The sequence below is a fragment of the Bacillus sp. FSL H8-0492 genome (assembly GCF_038006145.1).
In the GTDB taxonomy this organism is placed as follows: domain Bacteria; phylum Bacillota; class Bacilli; order Bacillales; family Bacillaceae_G; genus Bacillus_A; species Bacillus_A mycoides.
Map to the genome: position 1 here is coordinate 3,160,423 of NZ_JBBOUP010000001.1, position 19,681 is coordinate 3,180,103.

A 19,681-nucleotide genomic window follows, 5' to 3' on the forward strand; every position below is an offset into this window, starting at 1 on the left:
AATAGGTAAAGAAAAATATATTGTAACTTCCCCTGAAAAAAGCTAAAATAAGAATAAGAATTTCCTGAATATTCTAAGAGTAGGTGATTGTATGTTCTTATTGCGCTCACATATATGTAAATTTATAGCCGGTGTTTTGATTATTTTTGTCATAAGTCCCCTTCCAGCATTATTCATTACACATAATTACTCCTACTTAACTGGATTTGTAAGCATTTTTCATAATTTAGCACAGCCTTCTTCCATTTCAATTCCAACAATTGATTGGATACATGAGCCTATCCTTTTCTCAGCAAATCAGCTTGTACATACACAAAATATACTACATATCTCTAACCATTCGTCACCACTGTTCCCCTACATATGGGAAATATATTTTTTATCAATCGTTCGTTTCACATTCACTCTTGTAATCGGTTTCTTTATAAGTCTAGGAATTGGCCATCTATTTTTAAAAGCACCAAACTCATTAAAAAAGTGTAGTTCTTTATTTCGCTGGATACCGTATTCTTTTGGCACTGTGATATTACAATGTTCAGTCCTATTATCACTTCTCTACATATCTAAATTCATAAAGTTTCCTTTCTTCTCTTCTTTTATCATCGTATGTAGCACTTCGATGATAATCGTTATGCAAGCAATTAAAAAATGGCTACCGTTCTTAAATACTACTAATGAATACGAAATAAAAAATTCATCTTTCCTTGTTGATACGTTATTTATTGCGCTTACTTCCAATCATAAATCTATTTTGAGTTCCATTATTCTTTCATTCGTTTTTATGGAATGTATTTTTCATACAAACGGACTATTACAATTTATCGTCCAATTTGGTAGAAATGCACCTATAGTTGTCACAATTGGTTTATTACTACTTTATATTCCATATAGCATCTTATCGTTTCTCCAAGCTTTATGGACAACAAACCACTCTAAACAAAACACGTATACTTTAACTAGAAGTATTTCGAAACCATAACATAGAATAACCGTCTACTTAAATTAAAAGTAGACGGTTATTCCTATTATATAGAGGACAAAATAACAGCAAATTAAAAAACTACTATAGAAACCTACCATTATTTACCCATTTTCTTTGACTAATCTTTTCATTTGGATTTATTATAAAAGTATAACATAATTACAGGAGGTGACATCTTTATTCCAAATTAGGAATAAAGAACACACTTGGACATATTAAATATTTTTCTCATCTTTATACTTATCCTTATTTCTGGTTTTTTCGTTGCTTCAGAATTCGCTGTCGTAAAAGTACGAAAAAGTCGAATTGACCAGCTTGCTAATGAAGGTAATAAACAAGCATTAGCTGCAAGAAGCGTTTTATCTAACTTAGACGTTTATTTATCCGCTTGTCAGCTTGGCATTACTATCACCTCTTTAGGACTTGGTTGGCTTGGTGAACCAACTGTGGAACATTTACTGCGACCACTATTTGAAAAAATCAATATTACTGGAACAATGGCTAACACGTTATCCTTTATTATTGCTTTTAGTGTGATTACTTTTTTCCATGTTGTATTAGGCGAGTTAGTTCCTAAGTCTTTCGCAATCCAAAAAGCTGAAGCAATCACATTAAAATTTGCAAAACCACTTATTTTATTTGATAAAATTATGTATCCGTTCATTTGGCTTCTCAATAGTGCAGCTATATTTTTCACAAAATTACTCGGTTTAGAGCCTGCGAAAGAAAATGAACTTGCCCATTCCGAAGAAGAACTACGACTCATTTTAGGTGAAAGCTATAAAAGCGGCGAAATTAATCAAACCGAATATAAATATGTAAATAATATTTTTGAATTTGATGATCGTGTTGCTAAAGAAATTATGGTACCTAGAACTGAAATGGTTTGTTTATCTACTGAAAATACGTTAGAAGAAAATATGAAAATCGTTGCAACTGAAAAGTATACACGTTATCCTATTATTGAAAAGGATAAAGATGATATTATCGGAATGATAAATACGAAAGAGATTTTTCATAATCAAACAAAAGGCATTTACAAACCACTTGATGCCTACATACATCCTGTTTTAACTGTATTTGAAACAGTTCCCATTCGTAAAACGTTAATACACCTCCAAAAGAACCGCGTACAAATGGCGATTGTTATGGATGAATACGGCGGAACTGCTGGCCTTTTAACGATGGAGGATATTCTTGAAGAAATTATCGGAGAAATTCAAGATGAATTTGACGCAGACGAATCACCAATGATTGAAAAGCGTACTCCTAGGCTTACTGTTTTAGATGGGAAAGTACTCATTTCTGAAGTAAATGATATGTTTGGCCTACATATCGATGAAAGTGATTTAGATACAATTGGTGGTTGGCTTCTCTCTCAATCAATTGATTTAAATATTGAGGCTGGCTATTCAGTTGAATATGATGGTTTTCAATTTAAAGCATTAGAACTTGATGGGCATCAAATTAAAAAGATTGCTGTACATAAATTAGATACTACAAAGGAGCTATAAAGTGACTGTTTTACTAACAATTTGTATCATTGCTTGTTTCATTGTTTCATTTCTTGCCTTTATATACCCCATTATCCCTGGCATCCTTGCCGTATGGGCTGGCTATTTCATTTATCATTTTGGAATAAACGGCGGAGAGTTAACGACATCTTTTTGGATTATTCAAGTCATTTTTACACTCTTCATTTTCGTTGCTGACTTTATTGCAAATGGATACTTCCTAAAAAAATACGGAAGTACAAAATCGGGCGAACGTGTTGGTATGGTTTCTATCATTGTCGGATCGTTCTTCTTCCCACCATTCGGGCTTATTATCATACCGTTCTTATCTGTATTTATTACGGAACTAATGCATAAAAAGGCGCCAAAAGACGCCCTTTTAGTCGGAATTGCAACTGTTGTCGGTTTTTTAAGTAGTACAGTAGCCAAAGCCATTCTCCAAATCATTATGATTATCATCTTTGTATGCTATATCATTTTTTAGCCATCCCTATTTTGGGATGGTTTTTTAATATGAAATACCTACTCGGCTTTTCTCGTATAAGCTTTTATTACGTAAACTCCATGTAAACTGAGCTGTATCACCAACTGTGATTTTCGATCCATCTGTTGGCAACATATCTTGTTCAGTTCGATATACACCGGTTACATCACCATCTATTAAATGCGTCGGACAAACAACAGTCCAACATAGTTTACTATTATTCAGCGCTTCATAAGCAGCTAAGTGATCTTCCGCAGCTGTTGTCATTTTTCTTTTCGATTCTTTTGATTGGAAACGATATATACTTGGGTTTGTTCGTGCTTGTAAAATACCAGCAGTTCCTATTGTAACAATTTTCTTTATGCCCTCTTCTTCCATTTGCTTTATAATAATCGGTACACTCTTCTCTAACGTCCCATTCCGATCAGTTCCAAGAGCACTAATTACAATATCACATCCTTTAATCGCTTCCTTTATATCATCTCCGCTTAATACATTTCCCTTAATAACTTGCAACCTTTCATGCTCTATTTCCACTTTACTCAAATCACGAACTAATACCGTTACTTCATATGAATCTTGTAATGCCAATTTCATAATTTGTGATCCTACTCTACCTGTCGCTCCTAATATGCATACTTTCATATATTATCCCCTCTTCAGTTCTTTCTCTCTATTTTTCCCTAATACATACAAATATACAATAAAAAAGCTTCCTCGTTTATGTGAGGAAGCTCTATTATTTATTTCTTTTCTTTCGAATCAGAAGACTTGTCTGTTCCGCTTGTTTCTTTATCTTTCTTTTCATCTTGCTGCGAAGTTGTGTCATCCTCTTTCTTTTTATCCCCATCTTTACTACAACCTACCATTAATAAAGAACTTGCAAGTGCCATAGCAGTTAATGACTTAACCCATTTGTTCATTTGCGTTTCCTCCCTTTGATAGAATATGTACAATCCCATATTACTCTTTTTTTTTAAAGGGAAGATTTAAAAACAGTAAAGATATTGTAAACTTTTGTAAATATTCCGATAACACAACTGGTTTTTCTCAATTCTTCTAATTGAGCCTTTCATTAGACATAAAAAAACTAAGGCGCCTTTCATTCCACCTTAGCTTTTCACGCGAATTTTTCACTTTCATATACATGTTTAATCTTATATTCCTTCTTCACAACATATTGCCAAACACTATAAGCATAACGATTCATTTTCACAAAACAATTTTCCAGAAAAGAACGAAACTCCGGGTTCGCAACTTCTACTGCCACTTGAGCAAACTTTAATGCTAATCGTTTCAAATGTGAAATATAACAAATAGCAATCCCAGTATCCCCTGTATACTCATTATCTGTTTCCCTATCCATTTCAGTAAATTCCGGCCACATTTGTTTACAAGTTATATGTTGTATATTTTCTCCTTCTTGAAAATTCACTTGTTCATTATATGCTTGTAACATATACGGCAAATGATGCTGCAAAATATCTTTTAATTCTTCATCTCGAACCTTGCTCGTGTATTCTCCAACTTTATATATAAGTGTGTAACTATATGTCATCAATTCTTTCATACAATCCATTAAAGCGCCTCCCTTCCTATTTCATCTCTATACTATAAATATGATGCGATAACATTTGATATTCTTGCTAGAAACCAATCCCATCTACTAATTTTCTCAAAATCTTCTTCAGAAAATCGTTTTGATTTATGAAAGTCTTCTTTTAATCGATTCCATACGTCAGCAACGACTGTCTTATCATATATGAAACAGTTAGATTCGTTATTTAAGTAAAAACTTCTATTATCAAAATTTGCTGTACCAATATCAACCATTTCCTCATCGATGATTGTTACTTTCCCATGAAAAAATCCATTTCGATATTGATAAATCTCCGCTCCAGCATCTAACATGTCTTTCAAATAAGGATAGGCAGCCTGTTTTAGCAATACTGCATCACTTTTAAATGGGACGAGGATTTTTACATGGACACCACGATTTAATGCATCTTTCAGCCCCTTCACCATTTCTTTACTCGGTACAAAATATGGTGTAGCGATAATTAAAGAATGTTTTGCCTTCTTTAAAAACGCTCCATACTCCTTCCATAAACCTTTTCCATTCGAAAATACGTATTGATATTTTACATTTCCTTGTACAGGTAACTCTTGGTGTATAGGAAACTTTTCTCCCGTATCTTCTTGCCAGTCTTCCGCAAACTTCCGTTCCATATCAGTAGCTCCATTCCCTTCGATGCGTACATGATAATCACGCCACGGACCAAATTTAGGATCCTGTCCAAGATATTCCTTTCCGATATTGAAGCCACCAATGTAAGAAACTTTCCCATCTATAGTAACAATGCGTCTATGATTACGTTGATGCAAAGAATAAAATAAGTTTTTAAATTTAGGTTTTTTACTAAATGTAAACTTCACGCCTTTTTCTTTTAATTGATTAATTATCTTTTTCTTAAGCTTATATCCGCCAATGCGGTCTACTGACAATTTCACATCTACTCCGCTAGATGCTTTTTTCTCTAATAACTGTAAGAACTTTTGGCTTACTTCATCTTTTCCTACAATATAAAAATGAATATACACATTCTTTTCTGCACGATTTATATCCTCAAATAAACTTTTATATAACTCATCACCGTTCGTATATACTTGAAAATCCCCTGATCGGATTTTTTCTAATTCATATCCACTAGCCATTTTCTTCCCCATTTCCACATCAACGTTCATCCATATGAATACACCTATAAAACAAATTATTACAATTAAAAAGCGCTTCATGGATACGTTCCTTTCTCTAACTACTGTTATTCCTATATCTTTCCTTTTTTAAAACATTATCATACAAAAAATATGTCATTGCATGATATACGTCCATATCAAACAGGAGCTCATCTGCATATTGTATGTTGTATCTTAAAATAAAAGGAGGAAATAACAATGGGCTTCGCACATGGTAATGGATTTGCGCTACTAGTCGTATTATTTATCCTCTTAATTATCGTCGGTGCTGCTTGCTTCTGCTAAGCAGTTATTGTAGTACGATATGGGGATGAAAAAACTATAAAAGCGGACACCTATTTTTAGGTGTCCGCTTTTCATTTCAAAAATCTCCTAACCTATTACAAAATAGTACCACTAGGAAAGTATTTTACATCAAAAAGTTAGCAGTGTAGCTACCTTCTTACTCTCTGCCTTACGAATATGGCGCTGTTCTGCACGTAACACAGCAATTCGATGCAATTCTTTCTCCTCTTCTGTCTCAGGGATAACACGCGGTACAGGAACTGGATTATTCTCCTTACTAAGCGCAACAAAAGTAACGAATGAAGTTGCTGCTACACGTTTTTTACCTGAAATTAAATCTTCTGCTACTACTTTCACAAATATCTCCATAGAAGTTCTTCCCGTCCAAATTACGAAAGATTCATAACTAACACAATCTGAAGAACGTACTGGATGTAAGAAATCTACCCAATCCATAGACGCTGTGACACATTCCATTCTCGAGTGTCTCGTTGCTGAAATTGAAGCAACCATATCCATCTCCGCCAATATCTTTCCACCAAATAGCGTGTTATGATCATTTAAATCCGTTGGAAATACTCGACTCGTTTTAAACACCCTTGATTCATTAGCTGTTTTACCCTTTACTTCAGTCATTGTTATCACCCCTTTAATTATTTATCCCTAATATCCCAATATACACTACACCTCATGAACTACACGTTTAATATTAACAATTTTTAGAACTTTTAGTCCATAAAAAAGAACCGATTTTATCAATCGGCTCCTCTAAATACATATTGGTCTTTCGGCTGTTCAACTTTATTCCATTTCGTTACTTCTAACACTGGAATATTCGCATGAAACGGCTGATAAAATTCAGTTGAAATTTCTCCCTCTATCTGAATCCAATCATCATTTTTCCACTCTACACCTTCTGGTTTTTTAACTAACATACCATATACACCCGAATCGGCAACACAATGTATAATGCCGAAACGGAATAAGAAATATTGTTCCTTTTTAGAAGAATCATCTCGGAAAACAAATCCTTTATAAGACAGGGTTTTACCAGTAAATTCACCAGGATAATTATAAATTGTCTCCATACCCTTTAAGAAATCTTCATCTTTTAAAGTGATATTGTCTTTCGTTACAAACTCTTTCTTCCCTTTTTCCATTACACCACGGTATCCTTCTTTCCCGTAATAAATGCTCGTGTCAGGTCTTAGAAATTGCCTTGTCATAAATGGATCTTTACTTTCTGCTTGCGCTACTGGAAAATGGAATCCCTTCGCCTTAACAATATCGGAATCTAATGTTGCAATTGGGAAAAACAATCCTGTAATGATTGGAAAACAGAATAACGTGTAAGAAAACACTTTTTTCCACCATGTATTCTCATCTTTCGAATGATCATGCCCACAATGACTATGATCACAACTACAATCATGTTTCTCTTTTTCTTTTTGATGTTCTTTTTGGAAAACGATAATAATTTGTACAATCGTTAAGAAACCTAAAATAATAGCTGCAGTTTTTGATAAATAGGCGTACTTCATATTTATATACTTCGTAATATTACCGGAAATATGAAGCTGTCCAATTAAAATTGTAAAGCCTAATAATATATATGCTCGAAACATAACCTACCACCCCATCGCATAAATGAGTAGTGAGCTTGCATAAACAACAAGTGTAACTGTAACCGTCACAACAATTACAAATTTTGTTTTAAATGTCGCAAGCATCATAAACATATTTTTAATATCCACCATCGGTCCATATACGAGGAACGCGACAAGTGACGCTGTTGAAAATGTACTTTGGAATGACGAAGCAATAAACGCATCCGCTTCTGAACAAAGTGATAATATGTAAGCAAGCCCCATCATAACAGCTGGTGAAGAGAACGGCCCTTGTCCTATAGCAAGAAGTGTTGAAGTTTGTACGAACGTTTGAACTGCCGCTGCAATTAACGCACCTAATACTAAATATTTTCCCATCGAGAAAAATTCCTCAACAGCATGCGTACATACATCCCACATTTTTTTACGTAATGGACGCTTATGATTCACTTCTGGGAAGTGATCATCTCGTAATTGATGTTCTTTAAACATAAATGATAATATAATTCCAACGATAATTGCTACGATAATCGCTACAATAGAACGATACCATACCATGTGCATACTACTTCCAAAGGCAACGTATGTTGCAAATAATACGACTGGATTAATGATTGGTCCAGTTAACATAAATGCAATCCCGGCATAGGGCGGAACCCCTTTTCCGATTAATCGCCTTACAATCGGAACGATTCCACATTCACAGCCCGGAAACATCATCCCTAAAAAAGTAGCCATTAAAACAGACAGAAATCGATTTTTCGGCATCCATTTTGCTACCATATCTTCTGTTACAAACATTTGAATGAATCCTGAAATAAATACACCAATGAGCACAAAAGGAAGTGCTTCGATCAATATGGAGATAAAAATTGTATTCATTTGCAGGAATGCTTTCGGTAATTGAAACAATTCCATGATGTATTTCCTCCAACTTTTCATTAACAATATGTAATTTTAACCTCATTTTATGAATTGGACAAGACTTATACGGAATTCACCCCTTTCATATACATTACATTTTATAAGTTATATTCTATTCAAAATTTAGGATTTCATAGCAAAAAAGCTGCTCTAGCGCAGTTACACAACTATGCTAGAGCAGCTTTCTTCTCGTTAAAAGTAACGTTTCTTCCAAAAAACAAACGCTAATGTGAAAGATAGTGTTACACATATTATGAGTACAATTACAAAACCATGTGCTTCCCCTTCAAACGGAACCTTTACGTTCATTCCAAAGAAACTAGAAACCATCGTTGGTAACGATAAAATGATTGTAATAGACGTTAACAGTTTCATAACACTATTTAAATTATTTGATATAACAGAGCTAAAAGTATTCATCATTCCACTTAAAATGTGACTATATATTTCCGCCATTTCAATAGCCTGCTTATTTTCAATTAATACATCTTCTAGTAAATCTTGATCGTCTTCATACATTTTTAAAAATGTACTGTTACGCATTAATTTTTGAATTACAATTTTATTCGCCTTTAATGATGTTGTAAAGTAAACTAAACTTTTTTCAAGGCCTAGCAATGTGAAAATTTCTTTATTTTTCATCGACTTATTTAATTGGTGCTCTAAATCGATTGTTTTTCTGTTAATTTGCTTTAAGTATCTTAAATAATAAGTAGAAATCGTATATAAGAGCTGAAGTGCAAAGCGCGTCTTTTTAAACGTATAAAATTCTTTAATACGTTGATTAATAAAGCGTTCAAAAATTGGATTTTCTTCTAAACAAATTGTCACAAAGCAATCTGGCATTACAATCATACCTATTGGAATCGTGTCATAAATCGAATTTCCTTCTTCATCATGTCTAACTGTTGGAATATCCACGATAATTAAAGTATTATTGTCTTCCTTTTCAATACGAGAGCGTTCTTCATCATCTAAAGGGTCTTTAATGAAATCTAAGTCTACATTTAACGTTTGTACTAGATATTGAATTTCTTCTTCCGTTGGATGAAGTACATTAATCCAGCAACCCTTTTGCATTTCCTCAACCTCTTGTAGTTTTCCGTTTCGGTCTGTTAAATAAATATTTAACATACTATCACCCCGATTCTTTTTACATGTAGGAATCTACCTCTCTTACATAACAGTTTTTGAACCGCCATTCTCAGCATATGAAACATACGTTTAAATTTCAATAGAAAAATTATTTTGAAAACGTTTTTATAAGAAAAATATTCTAAACAAAGAAAAAGACAGAGTGCTCTCTGCCTTAAAAAGCTTATGTTGCCTTTATAACATATTTAGAAAGCATCCACAAGTTAAAGCCAACTGAAATCGTATAACCAGCGTATGTTGAAATAATAAAACTTACATAATCGAAATACGGAAGCAATACGATATTTAAAACTATCTTCACAATAATACCAATTACTAATCCTAGCACTGTTTTCTGTTGTTGATTAATTCCTTGTAACATCGCAGCTGTTACTGTGAAAAGCGAAAATAGTATACAGGCAGGAGCATAATACTGTAAAATAACTCTCCCCATCTCCGGATCATTTCCGGCACCAAATAAAAGAGTATATACTGGTTTTGCTAACAACATCATTCCAATCGCCGCTGGTACCGTAATACCTACTACTAATACATTCGTCCTCGTAAAATGTTTGTACAGTAACTTCACATTCCCTGCTGTATAGGCTTTTGTCATCTCAGGTACGAGAGACATACTAAAAGCAGTCGCAACGGAAACCGGGATAAGTACAACCATCTGGACAAGACCAATTATCGCATTAATCTTCTCCGCTTCTCCTTGCATATACCCTATTTGTATAAGTAGTTTATTAATTGTAAATGTATCAATCGTCTGATATAACGGAATCGCTAATCCAACTACAACGAAAGGAATAGAATATGTAAACAGTTCTCTATACAACGAAAAAAAAGTTTTCGTCGTTTGTGGTATACTGGCAATCTCTTTTTTCTTTAAATGTTTTCTCCTTCTTATATAATACGCACTTAAAACACTTAATCCACCTAGTGCTCCCATAAATGCTCCAAACGTTGAAATACCAACTGCCAACGAAACAGAAGCTTTTATAACATATAAAACGACAAAGCTTCCTATCAAAATAGTTAAGACCCGAAAAAATTGCTCTACAACTACACTGAGCGCAGAAGGTCCCATAGATTGAAAACCTTGAAAGAAACCACGTAACAAGCTCATTACAGGAACGAGTATTAACGCAAAACTTACAATTTGAATATTGTGCGTGACAGCTACCACACTATTCCCCGACTGATCATTTCCATCAATCACAAGTTTAGCTAAATGTGGTGCTAACATATATAATGCTAAACAAGAAATAACGCCCATAATGACCATAAAAACGATACCACTCTTTAGCACTCTCTTAACAGTGTGATAATCATTGAGTTGATCATATTTTGAAACCATTTTTGAAACGGCAAGTGGTAATCCCATCGTTGCAATACTAAGCATAATTGTATAAGGACGGTATGCATACGTATATAATACGTACCCACTCGTACCCACCATTGCTGTAAATGGTATAACATATATAAACCCTAACATTTTAGATATCATCGTTGCCATCGTTAAAAATATCGTTCCACGTAAAAACGGTGATCCTTTCATCACATTCCCCCGCTACGCTTTATTATTACACATTATGGACAACTCCTTTTTTTTAGAACTGAAACAATAAAAAAAGCCAATGAAAAATCATTGACTTTAACGCGCTACTTTTTTCTTTTTTAAATACTTTAAACCGAAGTATAGAGCAACAAAGAGAACAGCCCCTATAATTATGTAATGTGTGTAATCAGATGCATACTCTTTAATGTGTCGCCAATTTCCACCAAGCTTTTCACCTAAGTATATAAATAGTATTGACCATGGAATAATCGCAACTACTGTATATAGTGTAAATAGTTTTAACGGCATTTTAGCTAATCCTGCTGGAATAGAGATTGCATGACGTACAATTGGGATAAAACGTGCCGAAAATATTACTCCAGCTCCGTAACGCTTAAACCAATTTTCTGCTATGTCTAAATGGTGTTTATTAATAAGTAGATATTTCCCATATTTCTCTACAACCGGACGCCCTCCGTAATATCCAAGCCAGTATAAAAAGATTTGGGCTAAAGTACCACCAATAGTTCCGGCGATAACTGCACCGACAAAACTAATTTTACCATCCGCTACTAAAAATCCAGCATACGAAAGTACAATTTCACTCGGGATAATTTCAATCATTAAAGCTAGCGCTACTCCAAAGTAACCTAGGCTTGCAAAAAATTGCAATAACTGATCTATTATGCTTGCTAACATTTTATTTTCTATCTCCTTTTTTCTTCACATACCATCCCATTATTACATAAAGGTCGCATTCTGCCAATATCTTCATTTCAACAATATCATCGGCATAAGCATTATTAATCTATTAATGTTTCTTTTTGAGGTTCTTTCATGTAGGCAAACATTTCTTTAATTTGCTCTTCTGTATTTCTAGCAATCGATACATTAGGCAATTCATTCTCACCAAAAAACTCCACATCTTCTGTTTCAATACTAGTTTTCTTTTCGCCACCAATAATCTTACAGCCAATAAAAATTTTATATACATGTGTTGCTGAAGGCGATGGTTGATGTTTTTCTTTATCAAATATAGCGAGTAGCTTAAAATCATCTACTTCATAGCCCGTCTCCTCTAAAACTTCTTTTGCTGCTACTTCTGTTGGCGTATAACCAACATCAGCCCATCCACCTGGCAATGCCCATTTCCTATCACTTTTTTCTTTCACAAATAATAACTTTTCATTTTGAAAAACGACTGCTCTTATATCAACTTTAGGTGTTTGATAGCCTGTCCCACTTGCAAATAAATTCTCTACTACTTCCCAATCTGTCTTTGTGTAATGTGACATCATTGAAACTGAAATGTCCCGTAATTGTTGGAAACGCTCTATATCATATACATCCTTAGAATACGTTAAACCCGCTTGAGCTATAGATTGTATTTGTTTTACCCAATCAATCCACTTGACCGTCATGTTTCCACATCTCCATTCTTTATTAAGTAAATATTACGTCAATTCAATCGATACATCTTTATTATACAAAAAAAGAGATTGATAATGTTCCAATCTCTTTCAAAATTAATCCAATTCATGTAAGTGGTCTTGTATATACTTCCTTCTTTTATTTATATATTCATCAATCATATCAGCTTCTTGATCAAATGTTTCTAATTTTTCTTTCATATATGGATCTTGTAGTAAATATGGACGAATCGATTCACACAAACCTTCTACTTTCGGCATCATAAACGAAACGGTAAATTGTTCTTCTAATATTTCTTCTAAAATACTTCGGTATTGTTTTCTAAATACAGGTATATCTAACAATCTTGCACTTAACGTATTATAACCTTGAATACGAATATATTCATGATTAAGTGGTCTCCCTTGTACATCTCGCCCCCAAGTCGCATCATAATCCCACGGTATCACTTCAAATAAATTTGTCTCATCGTTATGATATAGTGCATAGTTATGAACGAAACCATCAAAGTTTTGCGTAAAAATAACTCCAGCTAACCATCGTAAATATTTATCTACATGTAGAAACTTCCCGATTTCTTTTTCATAATCTTCCCTCGACAAAGTATTCGCTTGAAATACAAATTCACTCAGTTGTTCTTCACTATTTTTATTCGAATATTTAAATTCATAACCCGCAAAGAGCTCTGTCTTAACATCTTTATCTCGCTCACTCATTAACGAAAAATTCGCATCATCATCTATCGCATAATAAATAGAACCACTCGGTAACCCTCTATTTTTCAAAAAGTTTTCATCAACTGATTCTAACTGTAAATACACACCTTGAATTTGACCATTAATTTTTATAAATACATGTTGTGATTTTGGCGAAAGTACACCAATATCATGAAAAAAATCTAAAGATAATTTATTTCGTATGAGAGACGGATCCATAAACTCAGAATTCAAATGAAACTCTTTCGCGCCTTGAAATTTTTTCGGTTTATAAAACATAACATGATAAGACTTTTTCTCAAATTCGCGAATATGAGCCCCTCGGTATACGATATCAATGTCATACTTCTTTTTTCCATAAGTTAATTTTGCTGGCACTGGACTATCTGACCAAATGTCCTTTTTCAATTCCACTAAGTACATTGGATGAACAAAAAAATCATATGAAGGCAGCATGTTTTCTCATCCCTTCTCAGTTCTCTTCATTCAATGTATGCGCCTTGTCTTGTCCATACATCCGCTATCATCTATTTATATAAAATTACACTCTTGTCCTGTTCAGAAAGAAGTCGAATCTCATATCATGTTAAGGAAAAAGAATACCTTTTCAATTTAACACTCGATAAGGAGGATTTCTATGAAACGTGATATTAGAAAAGCTGTTGAAGAAATCAAAAGTGCTGGTATGGAGGATTTCTTACACCAAGATCCAAGTACTTTTGAGTGCGATGATGATAAATTCTCTCATCATAAATGTACAACAGGGTGTAAATGTACAACAGGGCGTAAATGTACAACAGGGTGTAAATGTACAACAGGGCGTAAATGTACAACAGGGCGTAAATGTCCAAGAACAAGATGTACTCGCGTAAAACATTGTACTTTCGTTACAAAATGTACTCATGTTAAAAAATGGACGTTTGTTACGAAATGCACTCGTGTGCGCGTTCAAAAATGGACGTTCGTTACAAAAGTGACGCGTAGAAAAGAATGCGTTTTAGTTACAAAACGTACTCGCAGAAAGCATTGTACGTTCGTTACAAAATGCATACGCTTTGAAAAGAAATTTTTCTGGACAAAACGAAGTTTCTGTAAAAAATGCGAATTCTTCCCTCACGGACACGGTAGCTCTTGCGATGATGATTGTGATCATGGTAAAGACTGTCACGATGACGGGCACAAATGGAATGATTGCAGAGACGGACATAAGTTCCCATCTTGCAAAAACAAGAAATTCGATCACTTCTGGTATAAAAAACGTAATTGCTAGTTTTTTATGTCCACCAAAAAAGGTCGCTTTGCGACCTTTTTTACGTTTACTGAAAATGACTTATATCTGCAAATTGTTTTACTTTACCACGGTTTTCATCAAATTCAATCACACTAAGGCTCGCGCTATGCATAAATGGCTCTTCCCATACATGTTCAATTTCAAAACCTGCAAAATGCCCTACGAGTAATTTCGCTGCTGCAGCATGAGTAACTATTAAAATATTTTCTCCTTTATGCTTTTCTAAAAGAAAGTGTATCCCTTCAATTACTCTTTTATGAACGGCCGCAAAGTTTTCCCCTGATGTTGACTGAAAAAGATGTGGTTCATTCCAAAATAAATGTACTTCTTCTGGATATTGCATTTCCAAGTCAGCAATTGTTTACCCTTCCCATATCCCCATGTTTATTTCATAAAAATGTTCATCTGCTATAATTGGAATATTGCGTTCTCCTTTAATCAATTCGGCAGTATGAATCGTTCTTTCACTTGGACTACTATATATGGCGTGGAGAGGTAAATCCTTCATACGCTCCCCTAATTGTTTCGCTTGTATCATACCATTCTCAGTTAAGGCTGAATTTTTTCGTCCTTGCATCCGCTTTGCTACATTCCATTCTGTCTCACCGTGCCTTGTTACATATACTGTTGTCTTCATTTCCTATTTCCCCCTTATCATTTCGGCCGCAATTCCCACGGCTTTACTCTCCCTACAATCCATTCTGTGCATTTACTTTCAATTCCTTTTATAACTCCGTCAGCTATCTCTTCATGAGTAAGCCACCTTGCATATGTATCTTCTAAAATAAACCCTAATATAACTCTGTAATAACTACATAATGCCCCGCCTATTTTTTGTGACTTCGTACGTGATGCACTACTACCTAATATATGAAATAAACTGTACTTTTCCAACGACAATTCTACCTCATTACAAATGAGTCGTAATGCATGCTTTGCACTAGAGTGTATCCAGGCAACAACTAATGTTATTGGACCATTTTGTTCAATTGTATTTGTAATAGATTGCTTTACATCATCGTCATTTTGATAATCTAAAGGAAGACATGTAATATTTTCTGGTGCGGAACTAGCTTGCTTAACATTTTCTAATTTCACTTCATCTCGTCCAATAACAGACACACGAAATCCTTGATCACAAAGCCACATAGAAACTTTCTTTAACATTCCTGTTCCACCAATTACAAGTGCATGCAACTTCTTCCCCCCTTAGTAAAATGTCATATGAGGTTTTTCTTCTCTATAATAATTTAGACGGTCTTGCAGTGTCCCTGAATGAAACTCGAACTTGTGACCGTCAGGATCAACAAAATATATAGACCCACAATCTCTCACCTTACGTTCTCTTCCTTGTAAAATATGAACATTATTTTCTTCTAACCGATGTAACAGGCGTTCAAAATCTTTTTGTTCAACAGAAAATGCGAGGTGCGTATAAGATTGATGAATCTCCTTTCTCGGAATATGTGTTTCTTCATTAAGTGCTATCCATACTCCACATATATTAAAATATGCAAGTTTTCTCCCCTTGACTAATAATTCTCCTTCCAATACTTTCTCGTAAAATGTAATAGAGCTTTCTAAATTGGACACTGAAAAACAAAGATGATTGATTCCCTTTAACAACTCTAATTCCTCCTATACAAATAAAAGATGAGCGAAAATTCGCTCATCTTTTATTATACTATTTCTTTGTAATATATGCCCATTTATAACTGAAGTCTCCACCAAACGTATGGTTAGCGATACCTTTTACATATGTCTTCTCTAAATAAGCCGTACTTTGCTGATACGTAGGTGAGATTGCAGCGTCTTGACCAATTAAGATTTTTTCAGCTTCCGCAAGTGCTTTCCAGCGTGCTGCATCATCTTTTAATAACTCTCCTTTTGATTTTGCTACTAAATCATCATACTTCGGATTAGAATAATCCATTTCATTAAATGAGCTTCCAGTTACAAACATATCAATATAAGTCATTGGATCTGGATAATCTGGACTCCAAGCAGATAATGAGAATTCATATTCAAATTTCTTTTCTAAATCTAACTTCTGCTTATATGGTTGTTGCTTCAAATTCACTTTAATACCAGGTAAGTTTTTCTCTAATTCTTCTTTAATAAAGTCGCCCACTTTTTTACGACTACCGTTATCATCATTTAGTAATTCTACTGTAATTGTATCTTGACCAAGTTCTTTCTTCGCTTCTTCCCACAGTTTTTTTGCTTTCGCAGCATTATCTTTACTGTCACGGAAATTTTTATTTACAGTACGGAAGTCTTTTCCATCTGGTCCTGTCGTAAACTTTTCAGGTACTAAGAAATACGCTGGCAATGATCCATCATTCAAAATTACATCCGCAATTCCTTTTTTATCGTACGCTAAATCAATCGCCTCACGAACCTTTTGATTTTTAAACGTTGCATTTTTTTGATTAAAACGTAGGAAATACATACGTGGGTCTAGCTTCGTTTTAAATTCATCTGGTTTATTCTTTTTATATTTGTCTACAAACTCAGAACTTAAAATGACACGGTCTGCTTGATCACTATCATATAAATTTACCCCCGTACTTGTCTCTTTTACTATACCCACATTAATTTCTTGTAATTTTACAGCATCTTTATCCCAATAATTTGGGTTTTTCTTTAACTGGTAACTTTGTTCATGTTTCCATTCACTCATTGTAAATGGTCCATTGTACAATAATTTATCTGCTTCTAATCCGTATTTATCCCCTTGTCCTTTTACATACTTTTCATTTAATGGGAAGAATGTAGGGAACGAAGTAAGCTCAAGGAAATAAGGTGCTGGTTGCTCTAATTCTACTACCAACGTTTTATCATCCTTCGCTTTAACACCTAATTGATCCGACGGTACTTCTCCTTTATTTACTTTCTGTGCATTTTTCACATCAAATAAAATAAATGCATATTCTGCTGCTATTGCTTTATCTAATGTACGTTGCCATGCATATACAAAATCTTGTGCTCGAACTGGATCACCATTTGACCATTTTGCATCACGTAATTCAAATGTATATGTCTTTTTATCTTCACTAATCTTCACGTCTTTGGCCATACCTGGAGTTGGTTTATTATCTTTATCTAGACGATATAATCCTTCCATTGCATTTACAAATACACGGAAAGATACAGAATCTGTTGATTTAGATGTATCCATTGAAGGAATTTCAGCTGTTTCTAGCAAATTTAAAACTTGTTTATCTGCCATTCCCTTACTTGATTCTTTCTTCGTTGTCGAAGCCTTCTCCCCATTCCCACATCCCGCAACCAGTACACTAGCCGATAATGCAACTGCAGCAATCGTTGTTACCTTTCTCTTCATTCTTCCTTCCCCCAATCTATATGTATAAGTTAAAACTTGTATAATATATTTTATTATACAAAAAATTCTGATTATTTTAAATATTTATTTTCATAAAAAGAAAAAAAGCGGTCAGAAATTGCTTTCCCTCCGCTTTGTTGAATAGCATTTACTTGTAAGCCATCCTCTATATCAAATGGATTTTGAACTTTAAATATTTCCTCCATTATCTTCAAAAACTCTTCTTCATTTTTAGATTCACCGTTAATCGTAAGTGAATATGGTTCCACTTCTCCCAATTTATAATCAACAATAAATTGAATTGTCACCTTTTTCTTTGGCATCTCAGGACTCTCCCCCTGAAATTCTACTAATTCTAATCCTTCCGTTCCCCGATAGTATATCCATCCTGAATTTTGAAAATAATTTTCGAACGATTCACCAATCGAAAAGAACGGATATTCATAAAGCGAACTTGTACGTACTTTTTGTATAATATCTCGATCAGTTGGGAAAAAGAAATGACTAAACAAAATACTAGCAACTGCTAAAATAGTAACGATTGTTGCTCCCATTTTACTCGTTCCACCACTATCACGGATCAGATAATTTTCAACCGATTCATCTTTAATTCCCCGTGCTTTTATTCGATATATACGCCTTTCTGCAAATTGATAAAATAATCCATTTGCAAAAATCCCCATCCCAAATAGAATGAAAACGAGTAATAAAAACGTGAGAGGCACCATATTAATGATTGGCAATGCTACGTTGAACCCCATATAATAAGAAAATGCATCACATGCTACTAATAACAGTATAAATAAAGCAGCAGGTAAATAATACTTACGATATCCAAGCCAACCTACATTGAAAATAGCAGCCAAACCATTCCAGCTCCACCTAGCAATTCGCTTATTCTCAAGCTCCCATTTTCTTTTGTAATATGGATATTGTCTCCCTACATATACTTCTAATTCTTTGTCTATTAGCGAGCTTTCTTCACCTTGTTTATTATGCAAGTTCCGTTGACAATTTGCACAATTCAACTGATCATTAATACAAGGTCGCCCACAATTTATACATTTCAAAACAATCCCTCTTTCCATCCATACTTCATTTTAATATGCCTTCATGCTTCAATAACCACTCTTTCCTCCATAAACCACCTGCATACCCAACAAGTTTTCCACTCTTTCCTATTACACGATGACATGGAACGATAATTGAAATTGGATTCCGGCTATTTGCCCCTCCTATCGCTCGTACAGCTTTCGTATTCCCAACCTTATCTGCAATATCTAAATATGAAGCACTTACGCCATACGGTACGGTGTAAAGTGCTTCCCATACATTCTTTTGGAATGGTGTTCCTTCAGCAGACAATGGAACTGTAAACTCTTTTCTTTTTCCTTCAAAGTATTCATCTAATTCATTTATACATTGTTCAACAAGTTCATTTTTATGTTCTTCTTTTCTTTCTTCAACAAATATAACAGACGTAATCCCTTTCGTATTCGCTGTAATTTCCAGCAAACCTAATTCACTTTCATAATAAGCCTGATACATATGTCATCCTCCAATTCAATTCATATTAGCCATTGTAACACGAATAGACAAAATTTTTCGTATAAGCGTTTTATTAGGGAAACAAAAAAGAGGATGAT

22 protein-coding genes and 1 pseudogene are annotated in these 19,681 nt (G+C 34.1%); 5 read left to right on the forward strand and 18 right to left on the reverse strand.

Features of this window, described 5'->3' with window-relative positions:
• Positions 1–91 precede the first annotated feature (91 nt).
• The 3 genes from MHH66_RS16270 to MHH66_RS16280 all read left to right on the forward strand — a co-directional run bounded on the left by MHH66_RS16270 (position 92) and on the right by MHH66_RS16280 (position 2,980).
• Positions 92–979: a hypothetical protein gene (locus MHH66_RS16270; protein WP_078184757.1), complete on the forward strand. Its 888-nt coding sequence runs from the start codon at positions 92–94 to the stop codon at positions 977–979.
• Positions 980–1,188: 209 nt separating this feature from the next.
• A complete protein-coding gene (locus MHH66_RS16275) occupies positions 1,189–2,496 on the forward strand; it encodes a hemolysin family protein (protein WP_002086044.1) in 1,308 nt (435 codons plus the stop codon).
• Position 2,497: 1 nt separating this feature from the next.
• Positions 2,498–2,980: a DUF456 domain-containing protein gene (locus MHH66_RS16280; protein WP_000217328.1), complete on the forward strand. Its 483-nt coding sequence runs from the start codon at positions 2,498–2,500 to the stop codon at positions 2,978–2,980.
• Between the two features lie 24 nt (positions 2,981–3,004).
• Here the strand turns inward: MHH66_RS16280 and MHH66_RS16285 are convergent, their stop codons facing one another.
• The 4 genes from MHH66_RS16285 to cls all read right to left on the reverse strand — a co-directional run bounded on the left by MHH66_RS16285 (position 3,005) and on the right by cls (position 5,776).
• On the reverse strand, positions 3,005–3,625 hold the full coding sequence (locus tag MHH66_RS16285) for an NAD(P)-dependent oxidoreductase (RefSeq protein ID WP_012260779.1): 621 nt from the start codon (positions 3,623–3,625) through the stop codon (positions 3,005–3,007).
• A 98-nt stretch (positions 3,626–3,723) separates the two neighbouring features.
• Entirely contained in the window at positions 3,724–3,903 is a 180-nt protein-coding gene (locus MHH66_RS16290; protein WP_002065008.1) for a hypothetical protein, read from the reverse strand.
• 197 nt (positions 3,904–4,100) lie between these two features.
• Positions 4,101–4,559, reverse strand: a complete 459-nt coding sequence (locus tag MHH66_RS16295; protein WP_078184756.1) for a spore coat protein — start codon at positions 4,557–4,559, stop codon at positions 4,101–4,103.
• 32 nt (positions 4,560–4,591) lie between these two features.
• The gene (gene cls, locus MHH66_RS16300; protein ID WP_078184755.1) at positions 4,592–5,776 is read right to left on the reverse strand and encodes a cardiolipin synthase; all 1,185 of its coding nucleotides are present in this window, start codon (positions 5,774–5,776) and stop codon (positions 4,592–4,594) included.
• Positions 5,777–5,935: 159 nt separating this feature from the next.
• Here cls and MHH66_RS16305 point away from each other — a divergent pair, with 159 nt between their 5' ends.
• The gene (locus tag MHH66_RS16305) at positions 5,936–6,022 is read left to right on the forward strand and encodes a YjcZ family sporulation protein (RefSeq protein ID WP_000505094.1); all 87 of its coding nucleotides are present in this window, start codon (positions 5,936–5,938) and stop codon (positions 6,020–6,022) included.
• Between the two features lie 129 nt (positions 6,023–6,151).
• On the opposite strand, the gene MHH66_RS16310 is transcribed toward MHH66_RS16305, so the two are convergent.
• The 8 genes from MHH66_RS16310 to cotH form a co-directional block, all read right to left on the reverse strand.
• The gene (locus MHH66_RS16310; RefSeq protein ID WP_002012448.1) at positions 6,152–6,658 is read right to left on the reverse strand and encodes an acyl-CoA thioesterase; all 507 of its coding nucleotides are present in this window, start codon (positions 6,656–6,658) and stop codon (positions 6,152–6,154) included.
• A gap of 119 nt (positions 6,659–6,777) precedes the next feature.
• Positions 6,778–7,647 carry a TIGR03943 family putative permease subunit gene (locus MHH66_RS16315; protein ID WP_078184754.1) on the reverse strand — a complete coding sequence of 290 codons (870 nt, stop codon included), beginning with the start codon at positions 7,645–7,647 and terminating at the stop codon, positions 6,778–6,780.
• A 3-nt stretch (positions 7,648–7,650) separates the two neighbouring features.
• Positions 7,651–8,547, reverse strand: coding sequence for a permease (locus tag MHH66_RS16320; RefSeq protein WP_000418724.1), 897 nt, complete (start codon positions 8,545–8,547; stop codon positions 7,651–7,653).
• Positions 8,548–8,745: 198 nt separating this feature from the next.
• A complete protein-coding gene (locus MHH66_RS16325) occupies positions 8,746–9,687 on the reverse strand; it encodes a magnesium transporter CorA family protein (RefSeq protein ID WP_000932392.1) in 942 nt (313 codons plus the stop codon).
• Positions 9,688–9,871: 184 nt separating this feature from the next.
• The gene (locus tag MHH66_RS16330) at positions 9,872–11,251 is read right to left on the reverse strand and encodes a putative polysaccharide biosynthesis protein (RefSeq protein WP_002086052.1); all 1,380 of its coding nucleotides are present in this window, start codon (positions 11,249–11,251) and stop codon (positions 9,872–9,874) included.
• A gap of 96 nt (positions 11,252–11,347) precedes the next feature.
• Complete coding sequence (locus tag MHH66_RS16335; RefSeq protein ID WP_063217727.1) at positions 11,348–11,950, reverse strand: DedA family protein; 603 nt, start codon at positions 11,948–11,950, stop codon at positions 11,348–11,350.
• Between the two features lie 104 nt (positions 11,951–12,054).
• Positions 12,055–12,672: an NUDIX hydrolase N-terminal domain-containing protein gene (locus MHH66_RS16340; RefSeq protein WP_012260776.1), complete on the reverse strand. Its 618-nt coding sequence runs from the start codon at positions 12,670–12,672 to the stop codon at positions 12,055–12,057.
• A gap of 105 nt (positions 12,673–12,777) precedes the next feature.
• Positions 12,778–13,854, reverse strand: coding sequence for a spore coat protein CotH (gene cotH, locus MHH66_RS16345; RefSeq protein ID WP_000937998.1), 1,077 nt, complete (start codon positions 13,852–13,854; stop codon positions 12,778–12,780).
• 181 nt (positions 13,855–14,035) lie between these two features.
• On the opposite strand from cotH, the gene exsB reads away from it, so the two are divergent.
• Positions 14,036–14,668, forward strand: coding sequence for an exosporium protein ExsB (gene exsB, locus MHH66_RS16350; protein ID WP_078184753.1), 633 nt, complete (start codon positions 14,036–14,038; stop codon positions 14,666–14,668).
• 46 nt (positions 14,669–14,714) lie between these two features.
• Here the strand turns inward: exsB and MHH66_RS16355 are convergent.
• The 6 genes and pseudogenes from MHH66_RS16355 to MHH66_RS16380 all read right to left on the reverse strand — a co-directional run bounded on the left by MHH66_RS16355 (position 14,715) and on the right by MHH66_RS16380 (position 19,583).
• Positions 14,715–15,326 (reverse strand): annotated as a pseudogene (locus MHH66_RS16355) (phosphoserine phosphatase 1).
• Positions 15,327–15,343: 17 nt separating this feature from the next.
• Positions 15,344–15,886 (reverse strand): short-chain dehydrogenase, encoded by a 543-nt coding sequence (locus MHH66_RS16360; RefSeq protein ID WP_063217729.1) that lies wholly within the window; start codon positions 15,884–15,886, stop codon positions 15,344–15,346.
• A gap of 12 nt (positions 15,887–15,898) precedes the next feature.
• The gene (gene fosB, locus MHH66_RS16365; RefSeq protein WP_063217730.1) at positions 15,899–16,315 is read right to left on the reverse strand and encodes a FosBx1 family fosfomycin resistance bacillithiol transferase; all 417 of its coding nucleotides are present in this window, start codon (positions 16,313–16,315) and stop codon (positions 15,899–15,901) included.
• Between the two features lie 58 nt (positions 16,316–16,373).
• The gene (locus tag MHH66_RS16370; protein ID WP_002165934.1) at positions 16,374–18,035 is read right to left on the reverse strand and encodes a peptide ABC transporter substrate-binding protein; all 1,662 of its coding nucleotides are present in this window, start codon (positions 18,033–18,035) and stop codon (positions 16,374–16,376) included.
• 71 nt (positions 18,036–18,106) lie between these two features.
• The gene (locus tag MHH66_RS16375; RefSeq protein WP_063217731.1) at positions 18,107–19,105 is read right to left on the reverse strand and encodes a DUF2628 domain-containing protein; all 999 of its coding nucleotides are present in this window, start codon (positions 19,103–19,105) and stop codon (positions 18,107–18,109) included.
• A gap of 25 nt (positions 19,106–19,130) precedes the next feature.
• Complete coding sequence (locus tag MHH66_RS16380) at positions 19,131–19,583, reverse strand: methylated-DNA--[protein]-cysteine S-methyltransferase (RefSeq protein WP_002031467.1); 453 nt, start codon at positions 19,581–19,583, stop codon at positions 19,131–19,133.
• Positions 19,584–19,681 lie beyond the last annotated feature (98 nt).